We start from the raw sequence: 22102 nt of genomic DNA on the forward strand, positions 1-22102 counted from the left end.
CACGAAGGAAGCCCATGAGCCTCACCACCAGCCCCACGGGTGCGCGCACCCTGTACGACAAGATCTTCGACGAGCACACCGTCCACACCGAGGAGGACGGCACGACGGTGCTCTACATCGACCGGCACCTGGTGCACGAGGTCACGAGCCCGCAGGCCTTCGAGGGCATCCGCCAGGCCGGCCGCAAGGTCTGGCGCGTGAGCTCCATCGTCGCCACCGCCGACCACAACACGCCCACGACCGGCTGGGAGCAGGGCTACGACGGCATCGCCGACCCGATCAGCAAGGAACAGATCACCACGCTGGACAGCAACATCAAGGAGTTCGGCGCCGCCGCGTTCTTCCCCTTCATGCACAAGCGCCAGGGCATCGTGCACGTGATCGGCCCGGAGAACGGCGCCACGCTGCCGGGCATGACGGTGGTGTGCGGCGACAGCCACACCAGCACGCACGGCGCCTTCGGTGCGCTGGCGCACGGCATCGGCACCAGCGAGGTCGAGCACGTGATGGCCACGCAGACGCTGCTGGCCAAGAAGGCCAAGAACATGCTGGTCAAGGTCGATGGGGCGCTGGCCAAGGGCGTGACCGCCAAGGACATCGTGCTGGCCATCATCGGCAGGATCGGCACGGCCGGCGGTACGGGCTACACCATCGAGTTCGCCGGCTCGGCCATCCGCGGCCTCAGCATGGAAGGCCGCATGACGGTCTGCAACATGGCCATCGAAGGCGGCGCACGCGCCGGCCTGGTGGCGGTGGACGACAAGACGATCGAGTACGTCAAGGGCCGCCCGCTCGCGCCCACCGGCGTGGCCTGGGACCAGGCCGTGGCCTACTGGAAGACGCTGCACTCCGACCCCGGCGCGAAGTTCGACACCGTGGTCGAGCTCGATGCCGCGCAGATCGTGCCGCAGGTGACATGGGGCACCTCGCCCGAAATGGTGCTCGGCATCGACGGCCGCGTGCCCGACCCGGACAAGGAAAAGGACGCCAACAAGCGCGGCGCCATCGAGCGCGCGCTGACCTACATGAACCTGGAGCCGGGCAAGGCGCTCGACGACATCTTCGTCGACAAGGTGTTCATCGGCAGCTGCACCAACAGCCGCATCGAGGACATGCGCGAGGCCGCGGCCGTGGTCAAGAAGCTGGGCCAGAAGGTGGCCAAGAACGTGAAGCTGGCCATGGTGGTGCCAGGCTCGGGCCTCGTGAAGGAACAGGCCGAGCGCGAAGGCCTGCACGAGATCTTCAAGGCCGCCGGCTTCGAGTGGCGCGAGCCAGGCTGTTCCATGTGCCTGGCCATGAACGCCGACCGGCTGGAACCCGGCGAGCGTTGCGCCTCCACCAGCAACCGCAACTTCGAAGGCCGCCAGGGCGCCGGCGGCCGCACCCACCTGGTCAGCCCGGCCATGGCCGCTGCGGCCGCCGTGCATGGCCACTTCGTCGACATCCGCCAATTCGCCTGAGGACGCACCATGCAGAAATTCACCATCCACAAGGGCCTCGTGGCGCCGATGGACCGCGAGAACGTCGACACCGACGCCATCATCCCCAAGCAGTTCCTGAAGTCGATCAAGAAGACCGGCTTCGGCACCAACCTGTTCGACGAGTGGCGCTACCTGGACAAGGGCGAGCCCGGCGTGCCCGAGTCGCAGCGCAAACCCAACCCGGATTTCGTGCTGAACCAGCCGCGCTACGCAGGCGCCTCCGTGCTGCTGGCGCGCAAGAACTTCGGCTGCGGCTCCTCGCGCGAGCACGCGCCCTGGGCGCTGGACCAGTACGGCTTCCGCGCCATCCTGGCGCCGAGCTTTGCCGACATCTTCTTCAACAACAGCTTCAAGAACGGCCTCTTGCCCATCGTGCTGCCCGAGGCCACCGTGGCCCAGCTGTTCGACGAGTGCTTCGCCTTCCCGGGCTACCAGCTGACGGTCGACCTGGAGCGCCAGGTCATCGTGCGTCCGCAGGGCGAGGAGATCGCGTTCGACGTGCAGCCCTTCCGCAAGTACTGCCTGCTCAACGGCTTCGACGACATCGGCCTGACGCTGCGCCACGCCGACAAGATCCGCGCCTACGAGGCCGAGCGCCTGGCGGCCAAGCCCTGGCTGGCCAACACCATGCTGTCTGCCTGATTCCGTTCCAACCTACCTTCATCGCTTATGAAAATCGCAGTCCTGCCGGGTGACGGCATCGGCACCGAAATCGTCGAACAGGCCGTCCGCGTGCTCAACGCGCTCGATCTGAAGTTCGAGCTGGAAACCGCCCTGGTCGGCGGCGCCGCCTACGACGCCCACGGCCACCCGCTGCCCGAGGCCACGCTCAAGCTGGCCAAGGAAGCCGACGCCGTGCTGTTCGGCGCCGTCGGCGACTGGAAGTACGACACGCTGGACCGCCCGCTGCGGCCGGAGCAGGCCATCCTGGGCCTGCGCAAGAACCTGGGGCTGTTCGCCAACTTCCGCCCGGCCATCTGCTACGAGCAGCTCGTCGGCGCCTCCAGCCTCAAGCCCGAGCTGGTCGCAGGCCTGGACATCCTGATCATCCGCGAGCTGACCGGCGACATCTACTTCGGCCAGCCGCGCGGCCGCCGCGTGTCACCCGACGGCCACTTCCCGGGCGCCGAGGAAGCCTTCGACACGATGCGCTATTCGCGCCCGGAGATCGAGCGCATCGCACGCGTGGCCTTCGAGGCCGCCCGCAAGCGCAGCAAGCGCGTGACCAGCGTGGACAAGGCCAACGTGCTGGAGACCTTCCAGCTCTGGAAAGACGTGGTCACCGAGATCGGCAAGGAGTATCCCGACGTCGCGCTCGACCACATGTACGTGGACAACGCCGCGATGCAGCTGGTCAAGGCGCCCAAGAAGTTCGACGTGGTCGTGACCGGCAACATGTTCGGCGACATCCTGTCCGACGCCGCCGCGATGCTGACCGGCTCCATCGGCATGCTGCCCTCGGCCAGCTTGAACAGCAGCAACCAGGGCCTGTACGAGCCCAGCCACGGCAGCGCGCCCGACATCGCCGGCAAGGGCGTGGCCAACCCGCTGGCCACCATCCTGTCGGCCGCGATGATGCTGCGCTTCTCGCTGAACCAGCCGGCAGCCGCCGACCGCATCGAGGCTGCCGTGCAGAAGGTGCTGGCCCAAGGCCTGCGCACGCCCGACATCCACAGCCAGGGCACGACCAAGGTCGGCACGCGCGAGATGGGCGATGCGGTGCTCAAGGCGCTGGGCTAGAATCGCGCGCCATGTCCGCCGCCGCCTGCTCCGCAATCCTGTCCATGCCGTTCGGCACGGCTGCGGCGGCCGACATCTCCACCAAAACCACGACGACCATTAAGGGCTGATCCAGCCTGGTTCGTCGTGCGCCCCTTCCTGGCCTCCGACGAGCCAGGCGAGCAGTCCGCGAGGCGCTGTTTGTTTGTTTTTCAACTGAAAGGGCAATGTGATGAAGGTAGGTAATCTGGTCGGCCTCGTCGGCTGGCGCGGCATGGTCGGCTCGGTCCTGATCGACCGCATGCAGGCCGAGGGCGATTTCGCACTCATCGAGCCGGTGTTCTTCTCGACCTCCAATGCGGGCGGCAAGGCCCCCGCGCAGGCCAAGAACGAGACCACGCTGCAGGACGCCTACGACATCGCCGCGCTCAAGCGCTGCGACATCATCATCACGGCCCAGGGCGGCGACTACACCTCTGAAGTCTTCCCCAAGCTGCGCGCCGCCGGCTGGAACGGCCACTGGATCGACGCGGCTTCCACGCTGCGCATGAAGGACGACGCCGTCATCGTGCTCGACCCGGTCAACCTGCCCGTGATGCAGCGCGCACTGGCCAAGGGCGGCAAGAACTGGATCGGCGGCAACTGCACGGTCAGCTGCATGCTGATGGGCGTGGGTGCGCTCTACAAGGCCGGACTGGTCGAATGGATGAGCACCATGACCTACCAGGCCGCATCCGGTGGCGGCGCCCAGCACATGCGCGAGCTGCTGACGCAGTTCGGCAGCATCCACAACGAGGTGCGCGACCTGCTCAACGACCCCAAGTCCGCCATCCTGGAAATCGACCGCAAGGTGCTGGCCAAGCAGAAGGCCCTGACGGCCGATGAGACGGCCAACTTCGGCGTGCCGCTGGGCGGCAGCCTGATCCCCTGGATCGACAAGGACCTGGGACTGGGCAAGTCGCAGGACGACGCGGAATGGGGCATGTCCAAGGAAGAGTGGAAGGGCGGCGCCGAGACCAACAAGATCCTGGGCCAGGGCCCGTCCTTCGGCACCGGCATCACGCCGGTCGACGGTTTCTGCGTGCGCGTCGGCGCCATGCGCTGCCACAGCCAGGCCTTGACCTTCAAGCTCAAGAAGAACGTGCCGCTGGCCGACATCGAGGCCATGATCGCGCAGGACAACGACTGGGTGCGCGTGGTGCCGAACACGCGCGAGGACACGCTCAAGGGCCTGACGCCCGTCGTCACCACCGGCACCTTGAACATCCCGGTCGGCCGCATCCGCAAGCTGGCCATGGGGCCGGAATACGTGGGCGCCTTCACGATCGGCGACCAGTTGCTGTGGGGCGCGGCCGAGCCGCTGCGCCGCACGCTGCGCGTGCTGCTGCAGGCCTGAAGCCCGCGGCCCCTTGGCACGGCCCGCCCATGGCGGGCCGTTGTCGTCTGGCAACATTGCAGTGCAGCGAGAATGTGGCGCTGGAAGCAGCGCCAGGTTCGAACCCGTCTCAGCTTGTCAGCCTAAAGCATTGCTGCTACCGTTCTTTTTAGTAACCAAGTCGGCCCGTCCATTTGCATGATCAAACGTTCCAATGCTGCTGAACAGGCTGATGACAAACCAAAGGTGAGGCCGGCTCTGCAGGGTTGGAAGCGCGGCATGGTGGCCGCGACCGCGACCGCTGCGCTGTGGGCACCGCTGCAGCATGCGCATGCGCTGACGCTGGGCCGGGCCACCGTGCAGTCGGCCCTCGGCGAACCGCTGCGTGCCGAGATCGAGCTGCCGGACATCACGGAAGAAGAAGCCCGCACGTTGCAGGCCGCGATCGCCACGCCTCAGGCGTTCCGCGCGGCCGGCCTCGAATACAACGCCGCCTTGGGCACCGTGCGCATCGAGCGGACACGCAGGGCAGACGGCCGCACCGTGCTGCGGCTGAGCAGCGACCAGCCGGTCAGCGAGCCTTTCATCGACCTGATCCTGCAGGCCAACTGGGCCTCGGGCCGGGCCGTGCGCGACTACACCCTGCTGCTGGACCCGCCGCAGCAGCGCCAGGCCCAGTCCGCCGTGCCGACCGCGCCGCAGCTGGCGCCCAACGCCGCCCCGGCACCGGGGGCCGCGGCATCGCCACCCGCCCGCGCGCCGGCCCCGCCAGTCGCTGCGGCCCCACCGGCATCTGCTCCTGCTCCTGCTCCGGCACCTGCACCAGCCCCGGCGCCTGCGCCCGCCCAGCCGCCGGCTCCCGCTGCGCCACGGGCGCCGGCAGCGCGTGCCGCCGCTCCCGCGCCTGCACCGGCACCTGCGGCCGCAGCGGCAACCACCACCGTGCGTCGCGGCGACACCGCCAGCCGCATCGCGGCCGCCAACCGGCCACCCAGTGTCTCGCTCGACCAGATGCTGGTCGCCATGCTGCGCAGCAACCCCGGCGCGTTCGCCGATGGCAACGTCAACCGCCTGCGCGCCGGCGCGGTGCTGGACCTGCCCAGCGCGAGCCAGGCCGCCGCCATCCCGCCGGACGAGGCCACGCGCACCATTGCGGCGCAGTCGCGCGACTTCAACGCCTACCGCAGCCAGATGGCGGGCCAGGTGCCCGCCGTCCCGGGCGGGGCGCAGCGCTCGGCCAGCGGGCGGGTGCAGGGCAAGGTCGACGACACCCGCCCGGCGGCCACGGCACCGGACCGGCTCACGCTCTCCAAGGGCGGCGTCCAGAATCGCGCGCAGGAAGAAAAGATCGCGCGCGACAAGGCCGGCAAGGAAGCGGCCGAACGCGTTGCTGAACTGTCGCGCAACATCGATGCGCTCAACAAGCTGGGCGCCAGCGGCGCCGGTCCGGCTGCATCCGCACCTTCATCCGCCCCCACACCTGTACCGGCGCCGGCGCCCTCTCCTGCACCAGCACCGGCCCCAGCAGCAGCACCCGCGGCATCCGCGCCTGTGCCCGCGCCGGTACCGGCGCCATCCGCGCCAGCGGTGGAGCCGCCCGCTGCGACGACCGTGCCCGCCCCCGTGCCGCTGCCCACGGCCCAGGAAGATGGCAGCCTGCTCGACAGGCTGCGCCACAACCCGCTGCTGTTGGCCGTCGCGGCAGCGCTGATCGCCTTGCTCGCCGCACTGGGCATTTACCGCGCGCGCCAGCGCCGGCAGGCGGCCGAAGAGGAAGGCCGCCTGCAGGAGCCGGTGGAGTCGTTCTTCGCCAGCAGCGGCGGCCAGCACGTGGACACCACTGCCGAGAGCGAAGCAGCGGCCACGGCGGTCTATTCGCCCAGCCAGTTCGACACCAGCAGCGAGGTCGATCCGGTGGCCGAGGCCGAGGTCTACCTGGCCTACGGCCGCGACCTGCAGGCCGAGGAGATCCTCAAGGAAGCGCTGCGCACCACGCCCGAGCGCGTGGCCATCCACGCCAAGCTGGCCGAGATCTACGCCAAGCGCCGCGACGCGATCGCCCTGCAGGCGACCGCCGAGAAGGCGCATGCGCTGACCGGCGGCACCGGACCGGAGTGGGAAGCCATCGCCGCGCTGGGCCGCGAACTGCAACCGTCCTACCCGCTCTGGCGCGACGCCGCCGTCGGCGCGGCCGCCGCGGGCCTGGCGGCGGCAACGCCTGCGCCGGAAGCGGCCGACGACGACGGCGAATCGCTGTGGCCCGACTCCTTGCTGACGCCGCCAGCGCCGCCGCAGGCGCCGGCACCGGCGCTGCAGCCGATGCCGGACATCAGCCTGGACCTCGGCGAAGACGACACCTCGGCCCCACCGGCCCCGCCCGCCTCCCCGGCAGCTCCGGCCAAGCCCGCCCCCGACGCGGAGCCGCCCACCCCGCCGATGGCCGAGGCCATGGACCTCGACTTCGACGTGCAGAGCACCTACACGGCGCCGCTGGCGGCCCCCACACCGGCGCCGGCCGCAGATTCCGACCCGCTGCCGTTCGACCTGGGCTCGCTGTCGCTGGACCTCGGCGAGCCGCCCAGCAAGGCACCCGCCGCCGAGCCCCTGCCGGAACCCGATGCCGACGACCCGCTGGCCACCAAGCTGGCCCTGGCCGAGGAATTCCAGGCCATCGGCGACGACGACGGTGCGCGTGCGCTGGCCGAGGAGGTGCTGGCCGAGGCCACCGGGCCGCTCAAGGCCCGGGCCCAGCGCTTCCTGGCCGACCTCGGCTGAGAAGCCCGCGGCGAGGGGATCGACGGTGCGTCTGGCACTCGGGGTCAGCTATGCGGGCCAGGCCTATGACGGTTGGCAGAGCCAGCCTTCGGGCAACACCGTGCAGGACAAGCTCGAGCACGCGCTGCGCACCTTCGCGCAGCATGACATCGGCACCATCTGCGCCGGCCGCACCGACGCCGGCGTGCACGGGCTCATGCAGGTCGTGCATTTCGACACCACGGCCGCGCGCGAGACCCATGCCTGGGTGCGCGGCACCAACAGCTACCTGCCTGGCGACATCGCCGTGCAATGGGCGCGCCCGGTGACGGAGCAGTTCCACGCCCGCGCCAGCGCCATCGGCCGGCGCTACGCCTACGTGCTGATGGAATCGCCCGTGCGGCCCAGCGTGGAGCGGGGCCGCATCGGCTGGGTGCACCGCCCGCTCGAGCAGGCCGCCATGCAGGCCGCAGCCGCGCTGCTGCTGGGCGAGCACGACTTCACATCCTTCCGCGCCTCGCAGTGCCAGGCGCGCACGCCGGTCAAGACCATGCGCCGCATCGACATCACGCGGCGCGGCGCCTACTGGCGCTTCGAATTCGAGGCCGATGCCTTCCTGCACCACATGATCCGCAACCTCATGGGCTGCCTGCTGGTCATCGGCAAGGGCGACCGGCCCGTGGCGTGGATGGCCGAGGTGCTGGCCGCGCGCAACCGCCAGGTCGCCGCCCCCACTTTTTCGCCGGACGGCCTGTACTTCCTGGGCCCGCGCTACGAAGACCATTGGGGCCTGCCGGAACGCACGGCTGCCTATGATTGGCTTCCTTGAGAACGTGCCGACGTTCCAGCGCCACCCCGCCTGAGAGCACCCCCACCGCAGCCCCGCCCCGGGGCAGAGGTTTTCCATGACCAGAACCCGCATCAAGATCTGCGGCATCACGCGCGAGCAGGACCTGGAGGCCGCCGTCGCGGCCGGTGCCGACGCCGTCGGCTTCGTGCTCTATGCCAAGAGCCCGCGTTACGTCACCGCGCAGCGCGCGGCCGAACTCGCGCGCCGGTTGCCGCCCTTCGTCACGCCCGTGCTGCTGTTCGTCAACACGCCGGCCCAGGACGTGGCCGCCGCCTGCGACCAGGTGCCAGGCGCCATGGTGCAGTTCCACGGCGACGAGACCCTCGCCGAGTGCCTGGCCGCCACTGCGCGCCCGGCCCGCCCCTTCCTGCGTGCCGCCCGCATTCCGCTGGATGGAAACGCAGCCCCGTTCGACTTGGTAAGATTCGCGGCCGAATTCTCTCCAGCCCAGGCCATCCTGCTCGACGCCCATGTCGAGGGATACGGCGGCGGCGGCAAGGCATTCAATTGGTCACTCCTGCCAACAAGCGTCGACTCTCACCTCGTCTTGAGTGGTGGACTCACGCCTGCAAACGTGACCGATGGCATCTTGCAGGTGCGGCCACGCGCGCTGTCGCTGGCCGTTGATGTGAGTTCCGGCGTCGAGGCCTCCAAGGGCATCAAGGACGCCGACAAGATCAACCGCTTCGTCGCGGCCGTTCGCGCCGCCGACGCGCACTTTGCAAAGATTCAACATGTCGACCCCTTATCAACAGCCTGATGCCTCGGGCCATTTCGGCATCTACGGCGGCAGCTTCATCTCCGAGACGCTGACCCACGCCATCGCCGAACTCCGCGAGGCCTACGCCCGCTACCAGAACGACCCGGAATTCATCGCCGAATTCAAGAGCGAACTGGCGCACTTCGTGGGCCGTCCCTCGCCCGTCTACCACGCCGCGCGCAGCAGCCGCGAGCATGGCGGCGCGCAGATCTTCTTGAAGCGCGAGGACCTCAACCACACCGGTGCGCACAAGATCAACAACGTGATCGGCCAGGCGATGCTGGCCAAGCGCATGGGCAAGCCGCGCGTGATCGCCGAGACCGGCGCCGGCCAGCACGGCGTGGCCACGGCCACGATCTGCGCGCGCTACGGCCTGGAGTGCGTGGTCTACATGGGCAGCGAGGACGTCAAGCGCCAGAGCCCCAACGTGTTCCGCATGAAGCTGCTGGGCGCCACCGTGGTGCCCGTGGACAGCGGCAGCAAGACGCTCAAGGACTCGCTCAACGAGGCCATGCGCGACTGGGTCGCCAATGTGGACAACACCTTCTACATCATCGGCACCGTAGCCGGCCCGCACCCCTATCCGATGATGGTGCGCGACTTCCAGAGCGTCATCGGCAACGAATGCCTGGTGCAGATGCCCGAGATGCTGCGGGCTGCCGGCTGCCAGGGCGAGCAGCCCGACGCCGTGCTGGCCTGCGTGGGCGGCGGCAGCAACGCCATCGGCATCTTCCATCCCTACATCGGACACGAGGGCACGCGCCTGATCGGCGTGGAAGCCACCGGCCAGGGGCTGGACAGCGGCAAGCACGCGGCCTCGCTGCAACGCGGCAGCCCCGGCGTGCTGCACGGCAACCGCACCTACCTGCTGCAGGACGAGAACGGCCAGGTGACCGAGACGCACAGCATCAGCGCCGGCCTGGACTACCCCGGCGTGGGCCCCGAGCACGCCTTCCTGAAGGACATCGGCCGCGCCGAGTACGTCGGCGCCACCGACACCGAGGCGCTGGACGCCTTCCACTACCTGTGCCGCACCGAGGGCATCATCCCGGCGCTGGAATCGGCCCATGCCTTCGCCTACGCCCGCAAGCTGGCGCCGACCATGCGGCCCGACCAGAGCATCCTCGTGAACCTGTCCGGCCGTGGCGACAAGGACATCGGCACCGTGGCCGACCTGTCGGGCGCGGACTTCTACGACCGCCCCTCGATGCGCGGCCACGCCGTGAAGGGAGGTGCGCTGTGAGCCGCATCCAATCCACCTTCGCCAAGCTCAAGGCGGACGGCCGCAAGGCCCTGATCCCCTACGTCACGGCCGGCTTCCCCTATGCCGATGTCACGCCCGAACTCATGCACGCCATGGTTGCCGCCGGCGCCGACGTGATCGAACTCGGCGTGCCGTTCAGCGACCCGATGGCCGACGGCCCCGTGATCCAGCAGGCCGGCGAGAAGGCCCTGGCGCTGGGCATCGGCATGGCCCAGGTGCTGGACATGGTGAAGGCCTTCCGCGCCCAGGACGCGCTGACGCCCGTGGTGCTGATGGGCTACGCCAACCCGGTCGAGCGCTACGAGCAGCGCCACGGCGAAGACAGCTTCCCGCGCGACGCCGCCGCCGCCGGCGTGGACGGCGTGCTGGTCGTCGACTACCCGCCCGAGGAATGCGTGGACTTCGCCGCCCGCCTGCGCGCCAAGGAGATCGACCTGATCTTCCTGCTGGCGCCCACCTCGACCGACGAGCGCATGCGCCAGGTGGCCGATGTCGCCAGCGGCTACGTCTACTACGTCTCGCTCAAGGGCGTCACCGGCGCCGGCACGCTGGACACGGCGGCCGTCGAGGCCATGCTGCCGCGCATCCGGCGCCATGTGCAATTGCCCGTGGGCGTCGGCTTCGGCATCCGCGATGCGGCCTCGGCCCAGGCCGTGGGCCGCGTGGCCGACGCCGTGGTCATCGGCAGCAAGATCATCCAGCTGCTCGACGACCAGCCGCGCGACCGGGTCGCCAGCACGGCCGCCGGGTTCCTGCGCGGCATCCGTTCGGCGCTCGACGCATAATCCCCTCCCCGTTCGTCCCACCGGAGTAGCCAATCCCATGTCCTGGCTCGAAAAACTGCTTCCCGCCAAGATCCAGCCCAGCGACCCCGCCGAGCGCCGCCAGGTGCCCGAGGGCCTGTGGATCAAGTGCCCGAGCTGCGAGAGCGTGCTCTACAAGACGGATCTGGAGAAAAACCTGAACGTCTGCCCGACCTGCGGGCACCACCTGCGCATCACGGCCCGCGCGCGGCTGGACAGCTTCCTGGACCATGAAGGCCGCTACGAGATCGGCCACGAGGTCCTGCCCATGGACCCGCTCAAGTTCAAGGACAGCCGCAAGTATCCCGAGCGGCTCAAGGAAGCGCTGGACAACACCGAGGAAACGGATGCGCTGGTCGTCATGGGCGGCGCACTCCATGGGCTGAACGTGGTGGTCGCCTGCTTCGAGTTCGAATTCATGGGCGGCAGCATGGGCAGCGTGGTGGGCGAGCGCTTCGTGCGCGGCGTGCATGCGGCCATCGACCAGAAGGTGCCCTTCATCTGCTTCACCGCCACCGGTGGCGCGCGCATGCAGGAAGGCCTGCTGTCGCTGATGCAGATGGCCAAGACCAATGCCTCGCTCACGCGCCTGGCCAAGAAGGGCCTGCCCTACATCAGCGTGCTGACCGACCCGACCATGGGTGGCGTGAGCGCCGGCTTCGCCTTCGTCGGCGACCTGGTGATTGCCGAACCCAAGGCGTTGATCGGTTTTGCCGGCCCGCGCGTGATCGAGTCCACCGTGCGCGTGACGCTGCCCGAAGGCTTCCAGCGCGCCGAGTTCCTGCAGCAAAAGGGGGCGGTCGACCTGATCTGCAACCGCAAGGACCTGCGCCGCACCATCGCCAGCACGCTGGCCATGCTGCAGCGCCAGCCGGCCGACGCCGTCAGCGCCAGCTGATCAGAAGCTCATCGCGCCCAGCACGCCGCGCAAGGCGTGCTGGAGCACGATGGACGCCACCTGCAGCAGCACCAGCAGGATCAAGGGCGTGAGGTCCATGCCCCCCACCAGCGGCACCATGCGCCGCAGGGGCCGCAGCGGCGGTGCCACCAGCCGCGCGACCACGTCGTACAGCGGCGACTGCGCCTGCACCCAGGACAGGACGGCGTACACGATCAACAGGCCGGTGAGGCCGTAGATCACCAGGCCGATCACGCCGAACACCGCCATCACCGGCACCACCACCAGCGCCCCGCCGGTCAGCAGCCACAGCAGGAAATACTGCGCCAGCTTGAGCAGGAAGGCGCCGGCCAGGCTGGCCAGGTCCCAGCGCGCCACGGGCCGCAAGACCTTGCGCAGCGGCAGCACCAGCCAATCGGTCAGCGCGAACACCAGGTTGCCGATGGGGTTGCCGAAGGGAATGCGCTGGTGCTGCATGTACAGCCGCAGCAGGCAGGCGCTGCCCAGCAGGCCAGCGGCCACCTCGAGCAGAAAGGCGAAGATTTGATACAGCATGCGGCCCTATGAAAAGCGCATGGGATGATAGCGGCTGCAACAATCCTGCCGGCCCCTTGATCCCCTCGCCCCTGCCCCTGTTTCCGCTGTCCTCCGTGCTGTTCCCGGGCGGCCTGCTGCCGCTGCGCATCTTCGAGGTGCGCTACCTCGACCTGATCGGGCAGTGCCAGCGCGAAGGCAAGCCCTTCGGCGTGGTGGCCCTGCACCAGGGCAGCGAGGTGCGCCGTGCCGGCGCGCCGGCAGAAGAGTTCCTTCAAGTCGGCACGCTGGCCCATCTGCGCACGGTCGAACGGCCGCAACCGGGGCTTATGCACATCGTCAGCGAAGGCGGTACGCGCTTTCGCATCCAGTCCGCGCGCCAGCTGCCGCATGGCCTGTGGACCGCCGACGTGCAGGCGCTGCCCGACGACGCGCCCGTGCCCGTGCCCGACGACCTGCGCCAGGTGGCCACGGCGCTCGAACAACTGCTGGACAGCTGGCGCGCGCGCGCCATCCCCGAGGACCAATGGCCGCTGCGCGCGCCCTGGCGCTGGGACGACTGCAGCTGGCTGTCCAACCGCTGGTGCGAGCTGCTGCCTCTGCCGCCCACGGTCAAGCAGCAATTGATGGAACTGGACAACCCGCTGGTGCGGCTGGAGCTGGTGGGCGATCTGCTGGCGCGGCACGACAAAGCCTGATGCCGGCGGCGCGCGCTTCTTCCGCCGTGCTTGGCTGGCCCCGCGCCGTCAAGCGCGCCGTGGTCGTGGCCACGGACGTGCTGCTCTCGCTGGCGGCGACCTGGCTGGCCTTCACGCTGCGCCTGGACACGCTGCACTGGCCCGAGCAGGACCAGTGGGCCGTGTACACGGTGGCGCCGCTGCTGTCGGTGCCCGTGTTCGTGCGCTTCGGGCTGTACCGCGCCATCTTCCGCTACACGGGCGTGGCCACGCTGCTCGCCACCGCCAAGGCCATCGCGCTGTACGCGCTCATGCTGCTGGCCGCGCTGGCCGTGATGCAAAACGCCGGCCTGTCGGTCGTGCCGCGCAGCCTGGGCATCCTGCAGCCGTTGATCTTCCTGCTGCTGGTGCTGGCCAGCCGCACGCTCGCGCGCGCATGGCTGGATGGGCAGGCGCGGCGCGGCCTGCGCGCGCCCCGGCGGCTCATGGTCTACGGTGCCGGCCAGGCCGGCGCGGAGGCCGCTGCCGCGCTGCTGAACGGCCAGCAGCCGTACCGGCTGCTCGGCTTCATCGACGACGATGCAGCCAAGGTCGGCCGCAGCATCCACGGCGTGCGCGTGTTCGCGCCGCGCGAATTGCCCACGCTGGTGGCGCGCCTGCACGTGCAGGACATTCTGCTGGCCATTCCGAGCGCGGCCCGCGAACGGCGCAACCAGATCCTCAACAGCCTGCAGCCCTTACCCGTGCATGTGCGCACGCTGCCCAGCCTGGCCGACCTGGCCAGCGGCCGCGTGAGCGTTCAGGACATCCACGAACTCGACATCGAAGACCTGCTGGGCCGCGAACCCGTGCCGCCGCGGCCCGAACTGCTCGCGCGCAACCTGGCCGGCCGCACGGTGCTGATCACCGGGGCAGGCGGCAGCATCGGCGGCGAGCTGTGCAGGCAGATCCTGCGCGAACGGCCTGCACGCCTGGTGCTGCTGGACCACAGCGAGTTCGCGCTGTACAGCATCCACGAGGAACTGCAGGGGCTGGCAGCGCGGTTGGGCAGCAGCGTGGAACTGGTGCCTGTGCTCGGCAGCGTGGTGCACTACGCCCGGCTGGCGGCGCTGTTCCAGCGCTGGCAGCCCACCACGGTCTACCACGCCGCGGCCTATAAGCATGTGCCGCTGGTCGAAGTCAATGCCGCCGAAGGCGTCATGAACAACGTGCTGGGCACCTTGAACCTCGCACGCGCGGCCATCGCCGGTGGCGCGGAGCACTTCGTGCTGATCTCCACCGACAAGGCGGTGCGGCCCACGAACGTGATGGGCGCCAGCAAGCGGGTGGCCGAGTTGATACTGCAGGCCCTGGCGGCTGAAACGCAGGTCGACTTCGAAGCGCTTGCCGATGCCGGCGCCGAGACGCGTACCAACCACACCCGGTTCTCGATGGTGCGCTTTGGCAACGTGCTGGGCTCCAGTGGCAGCGTGGTGCCGCTGTTCCGACGCCAGTTGGCCGCCGGCGGGCCGCTGACCGTCACGCATGCGGAGGTCACGCGCTATTTCATGACCATCGCCGAAGCGGCGCAGCTGGTGCTGCAGGCCGGCGCGATGGCGCAAGGCGGCGACGTGTTCGTGCTCGACATGGGACAGCCTGTGAAGATCTTGGACTTGGCGATGCGCATGATCGACCTCTCGGGATTGCGGGTGCGCGATGCGGGGCATCCGGAAGGAGACATCGCCGTAACGGTCACCGGCCTGCGGCCAGGCGAGAAGCTGTACGAAGAATTGCTGATTGGCAACGACCCAGAGCCCACTGAGCATCCGCGCATTCTGCGAGCGCAAGAGGAACATTTGACTTGGGCTGCATTGGCCCCCCCCCTGCGAGAGTTGACCACTGCGGCGCGCCACGGAGAAAGCGGCCGCATGCTCAACTTGCTGCAGCAGCTGGTCCCTGGCTTTAAAACCGATGGCGTCCTCTGTGCTTCGGCGATGCCCTGAGGTCGAAGGGATGCAGCGCATCAGCCAGTGGTACACCCCACATGCGCCAAGGCAGGCCGCCATCGCCGCCGGAAAATGCATTGTGCTTCCAAGCATGTCGATGGCCAGGCGGCGCTGAGCAGGCCATGGGACTGAAAGCCAACATTCTTGCCAACTACCTGGGAATGGCGACGGTGGCGGTCGCTCCGCTGCTAGCCCTCCCCTGGTATTGGACTGCCTTGGGCCCACAGCAGTTCGGCTTGGTTGGTTTCATCACCATGCTGCAGGGCTTGATGGGCATTGTGGATGCTGGTACCAGCCAGGCGCTGGTGCGTGAATTCTCCGGACGTTTCCATGTGCACGGCGGTCAGCGCGACACCGCCCTGATGCTTTTGGGCTTCGAGCGCCTGTACTGGTTGTTTGGCGCAACCATGGCCTTGGTCGTCGTGCTTCTGAGCAAGCCCATTGCCAGCCACTGGCTTGTTCTGGAAGATCTCCCACTGTCCACGGGCATCCATGCCATTTGCGGCGCAGGCGCATTGTTTGCCGCCCAGTTTCCAGGCTCTGTCTATCGCAGTCTGCTGGTGGGCGCCCAGGCTCAGATCCAGCTGAATGGGGTCATGCTGACCGGTGCTTTACTGCGCCATGGCGGTGGTGTGCTTGCTGTGCACATTTGGCCAAGCATTCCCGCTTATCTCACCTGGCACGTCGGCATCGGGCTTTTGGAGACTCTGGCACGCAGGCAACTGGCGTGGCGCACCACAGGAATCGACAGAAGCACCCTGCAATGGGAGTTCGTGCGCCTGCGCCCTCTCTGGAAGACGGTTGCCAGCTTGACCGGAGCCGCCTGGTTGGGAGCATTGACCGTACAGATGGACAAGGTCATCCTGAGCAAGATGGTCAGCGTGCAACAGTTCGGCTACTACACCATCGCCGCAAGCCTTGCCATCGGCGCTTTGCAGTTGGTCTATCCGCTGATCCAGGCTGTCATGCCCCAAGCCATTCAATTGCGGGACGATCCCAAGGGCTTGCGCAAATTCAGCATCAGGTTGCTTGGGCTGTTCGCACTGTGCGTCACGATGGGTGCACTGCTGTTCGCCACTCTCGGGGAGCGGTTGCTAACCTTCTGGGTCCGGGATGCTGCGGCCGTCGCCGTGATTTATCCGGTGCTGTCGGTTCTGCTCGTGGGCACGGCCTTAAATGCCCTTTACAACGTGGGCTATATCTATTGGCTGGTTGTTGAAAAGGTGGATCGCATGCTCAAGGTCAATTTGGCTGCGCTGTTGCTGTCGATTGCGCTCATCCCGCCGCTCGTCCTGCGCTTTGGCATCGTAGGGGCCGCCTTTGGCTGGTTGACGCTCAACGTGATCGGCTTCATCGTCAGCCTGGAATGGCTGAGGCATGGACGCAGCGGACACCAGCCCCCACCTTGACCCCATACGCCAAAGCAAACAATGACAGCCGTCAAACATTTCGCCTTTGGCGCAGCCTGAAAAATCGCGCGAGAAGGCCAAGATCTCCGCAAATCCAATTCCACGACTTCATATCCGACGCCATACCGATGCGTAAGTCCACCCTAAGACGGCTTTTGCTCACATACAAGGAGCAGTGGGATGACCCGTTCATCCGGGCATCGTGGGCGAGAACATGAACCCAATCCACAGATCGACCCCCGTGATCATCTGCCATATCTTGGGAGGCCTTGGCAATCAGATGTTCCAGTTCGCCGCAGGCCGGGCTCTGGCGCTGGACCGGGAAGCCCAACTCCAATTGGACACTTCGGGCTTTAAAGGCTACCGGTTGCACGAAGGCTTCCAATTGGAACAAGCCTTTGCCGGCTCGTTCCATCTCGCAAATGAATTGGACATTCAAGCCGTCCTGGGTTGGCAAAGAACGCGGTGGGCACAGAACATCGTCGCCCGCCCGGCCATGGCGCCGATGCGGAAAGACAGCCTTGTGATCGAGCCCCATTTTCAGTATTGGCAAGGCATTCACAACACACCGGCGCGCTGCTACCTGAAGGGCTATTGGCAATCCGAAAAGTACTTTAAAAAGCATGTGAAGACACTTCGCTCAGATTTTGGCTTCCGATTGCCGCTATCGGGGAGGAATGCCGTTCTTGCCACCAGGATCCGTCAATGCAACGCAGTGAGCGTGCATGTTCGGCGCGGTGACTACGTGCAGAACCACGTCACAGCGGCCACCCATGGGTTGTGCCCGCCAGACTATTACCAGGCTGCTGCGCACCATGTCGCCAGCCGTGTGGACAACCCTGTCTTTTTCATCTTTTCAGACGACATGTCATGGGCAAGACAACATCTGCCCCTGCCTGCTCCCGTGGAATACGTCGACCACAACCAACATGCCTACGACGACATGCATTTGATGAGCCTGTGCAAGCACCACGTGATCGCCAACAGTTCATTCAGTTGGTGGGGGGCATGGCTCAATGCCAACCTGCATAAGATCGTCGTGGCCCCGAGACAATGGTTTGCGGTGGCACGGAATACGCAAGACCTGTTGCCCGCGGACTGGGTCGCCTTATGACGGCTGCAGCGCCGCGTTCGTCGCCCACGGTGACAGTCGGAATGCCCGTTCACAACGCCGGCCGCCATCTGCGTGCGGCAGTGGCCTCCATCGTGCAGCAGACTTTCACCGACTGGGAATTGCTGCTCATGGACGATGGTTCCGACGATGGCGCTCTGGACAGCGTGGAAAACTTGGCCGATCCGCGCATACGCATCCTGCGCGATGGAAAGAAGCGGGGCATTGCAGTCCGGTTGAACCAGGCCTTGGACCTAGCATGCGGACAGTATTTCGCCCGGATGGACGCCGACGATGTCTCGTTTCCCGACCGGTTTGCCAAGCAGGTGGAGGTGCTGCAGGCCGATGGTGCCCTGGATCTGGTGGCCACGCGCGCGATCGTCATCGACGAGGAACATCGGATCACCGGCACTTGTCAGTCCGCCATTTCCCATGAAGCGATCTGCGCCCGCCCGTGGCTCGGATTCCCTCTCCCGCACCCGACCTGGATGGGAAGGACGGCATGGTTCCGCGCCCACCGGTACGCCACGCCTGCGCCCTATCTGTGCGAAGACCAGGAGCTGCTGCTTCGGACCCATGCTCACAGCAAGTTCGGGACGGTTGACGAGCTTCTGTTCGCTTACCGCATCCAAACCACGAAAGACCGGCGGATTCTTCCAAAGATCCGCCGGGCAACAGCCCAATACCAGCTGCGCTACTTCCTGGGTCGCGAGCAGTGGTATTGCGCGGCCTTGGCACTGTTGGCTTGGCCGGCGAACAACGCCAACGACTGGCGAAAGACAATGTCCCGGCGGTCGCCGTTCGTCAACACGTATGATGTTGCTCCCCGCGTGCGGCAACAGTGGGCCGACATTCTCGACGCCGTGACCGGCTCAGCGCCGCCCAGGTCCGTATCTGACGGATGACGAAATGCGCCACCGCCAAGGGTACCGCTCCTGTCTCGGTCGTGGTCCCGATCTACAACGCCGAGGCCACGTTGGCTCGGGCGCTTGCATCCGTCTATAGCCAGACCCTGCTGCCGAGCGAAGTGCTGTGCATCGACGACGGGTCCCGCGATCGCTCCGAGCATGTCGCCGCTGCATTCGAGCATGTGGGTGGGCCGCCCCTGCGCTGGTTGCGCATGGCGTCCAATCGGGGCCCTGCGGCCGCTCGCAACCACGGCATCGATGCGGCGTCGCAAGCCTACATTGCGTTTCTGGATGCGGACGATGCATGGCATCCGCAGAAGCTGCAACTGCAACTGCATGCCATGCAGGCGCAGCAGTTGGATCTGCTGGGCAGCCATCTTTGCGTCAGCCGGACCGCCACTTGGTCCCCCCCCCCGCTGCCGGCCGAACTGCCGATCCGCACCGTGGGACTGTGGCGCGCCATGTTGTCCAACCCCTATCACACGTCGGCGGTCGTCATGCGTCGCGATCCCGCCTTCCGCTTTCCGGAAACCGGGGCGCTCGGTGAAGATTTCGCGCTCTGGCTGCACTGCATCGCAGCCGGCTGGCGCAGTGCCCACCACCCCGCAACGCTTTCAGCCATGTTCAAGGAGTCGTTCGGCGATGCGGGATTGAGCCGGCATCTGATGCGCATGCAACGCGGGGAGTTGGCCGCACTGATCGACATCGGCAAACATGGCCATCCACTGGCCGCCGCCTTGACCATCCCATGGTCATGCGGCAAGTTCGTCCGGCGGCTGCTGCTCACCTGGCTGAGAAAGAGGCCCTTATAGCGCCACAGAGGCGTCAAATTTCCGTCGCAGGAGCCAAGCGCTCGTACTCGGCCAAGGTCTTACGCGCAATGATCCGTCCGTCGAACTCTCTCAGCGCCCGCTTGCGCCCCTCGGCCCCCATGCGCAAGCGCTCGGCCTCGTCGTCGACAAGGCGCTGCAGTGCCCCAACCAGCGCTGACACGTCGCGCGTCGGGACAAGCAGCCCGGTAACGTCAGCTTCGACCGCCTGCCTGCAGCCAGTTGCATCAGTAGTGACGATGGGCAAGCCGCAGGCCATGGCCTCCAACAGGAACTTGGGCAAACCCTCCCTGTAGTAGGACGGCAGGCACGCGATGTGGCATTGCTGCAGCACGGCGGCCATGTCGTCGCGGTGGCCGAGCCACTCGACAACACCTTCGGCATGCCAGCGCTCCAGCTGCTCGCGGGGCACGCACGAGGGGTTCTCCGGATCGGGTGCGCCTGCCAGCACGCAGCGCACCCGCACACCGCGTGCGGCCAGCATCCGCGCAGCCTCGACAAACTCGAAAACCCCTTTCTCACGCAGCATGCGCGACCCCATGACCACCCGCAGCGGCCCAGCGGGTGGTGGCCCAGGACGGAACAGGTCGGTATCGACGCCCGCCCCCGGAATCAACACGCTATCGGACGCACGCACGCTGCGGCCGCGCACGCACAATGTCAGGTCTTCCTCGTTCTCGAACACGACCTTGCTGCCAGCCGGGTTCATCAGCCAGCGCAGCAGCGTGCCGACGAGCGCGCGCAGAACGCGTCCTTTGGCGCCGCCCACCGTGAACGCATAGCCCATGCCCACGGGCGCGTTCAACACAGCGCGGATGCCCAGACATTGGGCGATGAGGCTCCCGTAGACAATGGGCTTGAGCGCCACCTGGTGCACCAGGTTCGGCCGCTCGGCCCGATACGCGCGCCAGACCTGGCGCAGCACGCCGAACTCGCGCAGCACGTTGACGCCGCTGCGGTCCATCTGCAGCGCGATCAGCCGAAAGCCCGCGGCCCGCAGTTCCGGCCCGTGGCGCCCCACGCGTGTCAGCACAACGACCTCATAGCCTGCGTCGCGCGCGGCCGCCGCGCGGTCGAAAAAGTGGGAACGGAAGAACCAGTCTTCCGAGATGAAAAAAAGCAGCTTTGCCATCGAGCCAGTGGGTTCGGTCGAGCGCGTCCCGCAGCGGACGGCCAAGCGCGCATGTGTACCATACGCAGCCCCCATGGCCGCCCCCCCTATCCCGTCGGACCGCACTGTGCTGGTAACCGGTAGCAGCGGCTTCATCGGTCAGCATCTGGTGCGTGCGTTGGCCCTTCGCGGCCGCAGTGTCCAGCGCGCGCAGCGACCGACAGGAGACGGCGGGATCGACCGGTTGCACGGCATCCAGAGCATCATCCATCTGGCTGCCCGCGCCCATGTCCTGGACGACACTGCCGCCGCCCCTCTGGCGGCCTACCGAGCAGCTAACACCGTCGCCACCTTGGCCCTGGCCGAGCAGGCCGCAGCAGCCGGCGTGCGCCGTTTCATCTTCATCAGCTCCGTCAAGGTGCACGGCGAATCGACGCCCCCTGGACGCCCATTCGACGAAAACATCACCGCAACGCCGCACGACCCGTACGCCCTGAGCAAATGGGAAGCCGAACAAGGCCTGGCGGCCATCGCCGCGCGCGGCGCGATGGAGGTAGTCGTCGTGCGGCCGCCCCTGGTCTATGGGCCCGGCGTCAAAGCCAACTTCGCCGCCCTGCTGCGCGCCGTCGCACGCGGATGGCCGCTGCCGCTGGCCGCCATCGACAACCGGCGCAGCCTGGTCGGCATCGACAACCTCGTGGACTTCCTGCTGCTGTGCCTGGACCATCCCGCGGCCGCCAACGAGACCTTCCTCGTCAGCGACGGCGAGGACTTGTCCACACCCGAGCTGCTGCGCCGCCTGGGCAATGCCATGAGCCGGCCCGCCCGGCTCTGGCCCATTCCCCCCGAGCTGCTGACAGCCGGTGCTGCATTGCTAGGCCGCCGCGCGGCGGCAGAGCGCCTGTGCGGCAACCTGCAGGTCGACATCACCAAAGCCCGCACGCTGCTGAACTGGTCGCCACCGGTCAGCGTCGACGAAGGCCTGCGCCGCGCGGCTGCAGGGCGTGCACCATGAAACGCCTGCTCGACTTCCTGCTGGCCCTGGCCCTGCTGCCCCTGCTCGCGCTCCCCCTGCTCTCCGTCGCCCTGGCCGTCCGCCTCACCTCCCCCGGCCCCGCCCTCTACTGGTCCGACCGCGTCGGCCGCCACAACCGCCTCTTCCGCATGCCCAAGTTCCGCAGCATGCGCACCGACACGCCGGCCGTGGCCACGCACCTGCTCGAACGTCCCGAGCAGTACCTGACCCCCATCGGCAGCTTCCTGCGCCAAAGCAGCCTGGACGAGCTGCCGCAACTCTGGAGCATCCTCCGTGGCGACATGAGCTTCGTCGGCCCACGCCCGGCCCTGTTCAACCAGCACGACCTCATCGCCCTGCGCACCGAGCGTGGCGTCGACGCGCTGGCCCCGGGCCTCACGGGCTGGGCCCAGATCAACGGGCGCGACGAGCTGCCGATCCCGGTCAAGGTCGACTTCGACCACTGGTACCTGGAGCACCGCAGTCTGCGCCTGGACCTCCAGATCCTGTGGCGCACGGCACGCAAGGTGCTGGCCCGCGACGGTGTGTCGCACTGACCCTTCTAAAATGGCGGGTTCGCCGCAGGCAGCCCGCCCGCGCGCCACCCGTTCTTTTCCA

General features: G+C 67.5%; 20 protein-coding genes. 18 read left to right on the forward strand and 2 right to left on the reverse strand.

The window, feature by feature from the left end:
- Nucleotides 1-14: 14 nt before the first annotated feature.
- The 10 genes from leuC (at nucleotide 15) to accD (ending at nucleotide 11904) form a co-directional block, all read left to right on the forward strand.
- Complete coding sequence (leuC, locus tag ASF44_RS30260; RefSeq protein ID WP_056902942.1) at nucleotides 15-1460, forward strand: 3-isopropylmalate dehydratase large subunit; 1446 nt, start codon at nucleotides 15-17, stop codon at nucleotides 1458-1460.
- A 9-nt stretch (nucleotides 1461-1469) separates the two neighbouring features.
- Nucleotides 1470-2123 (forward strand): 3-isopropylmalate dehydratase small subunit, encoded by a 654-nt coding sequence (gene leuD / locus ASF44_RS30265; RefSeq protein WP_056902943.1) that lies wholly within the window; start codon nucleotides 1470-1472, stop codon nucleotides 2121-2123.
- Nucleotides 2124-2150: 27 nt separating this feature from the next.
- A complete protein-coding gene (leuB, locus tag ASF44_RS30270; RefSeq protein ID WP_056902944.1) occupies nucleotides 2151-3221 on the forward strand; it encodes a 3-isopropylmalate dehydrogenase in 1071 nt (356 codons plus the stop codon).
- 211 nt (nucleotides 3222-3432) lie between these two features.
- Nucleotides 3433-4596, forward strand: a complete 1164-nt coding sequence (gene asd, locus ASF44_RS30275) for an aspartate-semialdehyde dehydrogenase (protein WP_056902945.1) — start codon at nucleotides 3433-3435, stop codon at nucleotides 4594-4596.
- A gap of 258 nt (nucleotides 4597-4854) precedes the next feature.
- Complete coding sequence (locus tag ASF44_RS30280) at nucleotides 4855-7350, forward strand: FimV/HubP family polar landmark protein (RefSeq protein ID WP_235579395.1); 2496 nt, start codon at nucleotides 4855-4857, stop codon at nucleotides 7348-7350.
- Nucleotides 7351-7375: 25 nt separating this feature from the next.
- Nucleotides 7376-8158 carry a tRNA pseudouridine(38-40) synthase TruA gene (gene truA / locus ASF44_RS30285; RefSeq protein ID WP_056902947.1) on the forward strand — a complete coding sequence of 261 codons (783 nt, stop codon included), beginning with the start codon at nucleotides 7376-7378 and terminating at the stop codon, nucleotides 8156-8158.
- 76 nt (nucleotides 8159-8234) lie between these two features.
- Nucleotides 8235-8939 (forward strand): phosphoribosylanthranilate isomerase, encoded by a 705-nt coding sequence (locus tag ASF44_RS30290; RefSeq protein WP_056902948.1) that lies wholly within the window; start codon nucleotides 8235-8237, stop codon nucleotides 8937-8939.
- Nucleotides 8914-10182: a tryptophan synthase subunit beta gene (gene trpB, locus ASF44_RS30295; RefSeq protein WP_056902949.1), complete on the forward strand. Its 1269-nt coding sequence runs from the start codon at nucleotides 8914-8916 to the stop codon at nucleotides 10180-10182. The genes ASF44_RS30290 and trpB overlap by 26 nt, the downstream gene beginning before the upstream one ends.
- Nucleotides 10179-10988 carry a tryptophan synthase subunit alpha gene (gene trpA / locus ASF44_RS30300; RefSeq protein ID WP_056902950.1) on the forward strand — a complete coding sequence of 270 codons (810 nt, stop codon included), beginning with the start codon at nucleotides 10179-10181 and terminating at the stop codon, nucleotides 10986-10988. Before trpB ends, trpA begins: the two co-directional genes overlap by 4 nt.
- 37 nt (nucleotides 10989-11025) lie before the next feature.
- A complete protein-coding gene (gene accD, locus ASF44_RS30305; protein ID WP_056902951.1) occupies nucleotides 11026-11904 on the forward strand; it encodes an acetyl-CoA carboxylase, carboxyltransferase subunit beta in 879 nt (292 codons plus the stop codon).
- Here the strand turns inward: accD and ASF44_RS30310 are convergent, their stop codons facing one another.
- Nucleotides 11905-12459 (reverse strand): YggT family protein, encoded by a 555-nt coding sequence (locus ASF44_RS30310; RefSeq protein ID WP_056902952.1) that lies wholly within the window; start codon nucleotides 12457-12459, stop codon nucleotides 11905-11907. It abuts the gene before it with no gap.
- Between the two features lie 8 nt (nucleotides 12460-12467).
- Here ASF44_RS30310 and ASF44_RS30315 point away from each other — a divergent pair, with 8 nt between their 5' ends.
- The 6 genes from ASF44_RS30315 (at nucleotide 12468) to ASF44_RS30335 (ending at nucleotide 19340) form a co-directional block, all read left to right on the forward strand.
- Nucleotides 12468-13136 (forward strand): LON peptidase substrate-binding domain-containing protein, encoded by a 669-nt coding sequence (locus ASF44_RS30315; RefSeq protein WP_056902953.1) that lies wholly within the window; start codon nucleotides 12468-12470, stop codon nucleotides 13134-13136.
- Nucleotides 13136-15097 (forward strand): nucleoside-diphosphate sugar epimerase/dehydratase, encoded by a 1962-nt coding sequence (locus ASF44_RS30320; RefSeq protein WP_056902954.1) that lies wholly within the window; start codon nucleotides 13136-13138, stop codon nucleotides 15095-15097. Before ASF44_RS30315 ends, ASF44_RS30320 begins: the two co-directional genes overlap by 1 nt.
- A gap of 125 nt (nucleotides 15098-15222) precedes the next feature.
- A complete protein-coding gene (locus tag ASF44_RS30325; protein WP_056902955.1) occupies nucleotides 15223-16509 on the forward strand; it encodes a lipopolysaccharide biosynthesis protein in 1287 nt (428 codons plus the stop codon).
- 241 nt (nucleotides 16510-16750) lie between these two features.
- Nucleotides 16751-17623, forward strand: a complete 873-nt coding sequence (locus ASF44_RS31390; RefSeq protein WP_082525137.1) for an alpha-1,2-fucosyltransferase — start codon at nucleotides 16751-16753, stop codon at nucleotides 17621-17623.
- The gene (locus ASF44_RS30330; RefSeq protein WP_255358235.1) at nucleotides 17620-18525 is read left to right on the forward strand and encodes a glycosyltransferase family A protein; all 906 of its coding nucleotides are present in this window, start codon (nucleotides 17620-17622) and stop codon (nucleotides 18523-18525) included. Before ASF44_RS31390 ends, ASF44_RS30330 begins: the two co-directional genes overlap by 4 nt.
- A gap of 41 nt (nucleotides 18526-18566) precedes the next feature.
- Nucleotides 18567-19340: a glycosyltransferase gene (locus ASF44_RS30335; RefSeq protein WP_056902957.1), complete on the forward strand. Its 774-nt coding sequence runs from the start codon at nucleotides 18567-18569 to the stop codon at nucleotides 19338-19340.
- A gap of 13 nt (nucleotides 19341-19353) precedes the next feature.
- Here ASF44_RS30335 and ASF44_RS30340 read toward each other — a convergent pair whose 3' ends face one another.
- Entirely contained in the window at nucleotides 19354-20490 is a 1137-nt protein-coding gene (locus ASF44_RS30340; protein ID WP_056903086.1) for a glycosyltransferase family 4 protein, read from the reverse strand.
- Here ASF44_RS30340 and ASF44_RS30345 point away from each other — a divergent pair.
- Complete coding sequence (locus tag ASF44_RS30345) at nucleotides 20468-21484, forward strand: NAD-dependent epimerase/dehydratase family protein (protein ID WP_235579396.1); 1017 nt, start codon at nucleotides 20468-20470, stop codon at nucleotides 21482-21484. The two genes, ASF44_RS30340 and ASF44_RS30345, sit on opposite strands and share 23 nt — an antisense overlap.
- Entirely contained in the window at nucleotides 21481-22041 is a 561-nt protein-coding gene (locus ASF44_RS30350) for a sugar transferase (protein WP_056902959.1), read from the forward strand. The genes ASF44_RS30345 and ASF44_RS30350 overlap by 4 nt, the downstream gene beginning before the upstream one ends.
- Nucleotides 22042-22102: the final 61 nt, after the last annotated feature.

Source organism: Pseudorhodoferax sp. Leaf274 (assembly GCF_001422445.1).
Classification (GTDB): domain Bacteria; phylum Pseudomonadota; class Gammaproteobacteria; order Burkholderiales; family Burkholderiaceae_C; genus Pseudorhodoferax.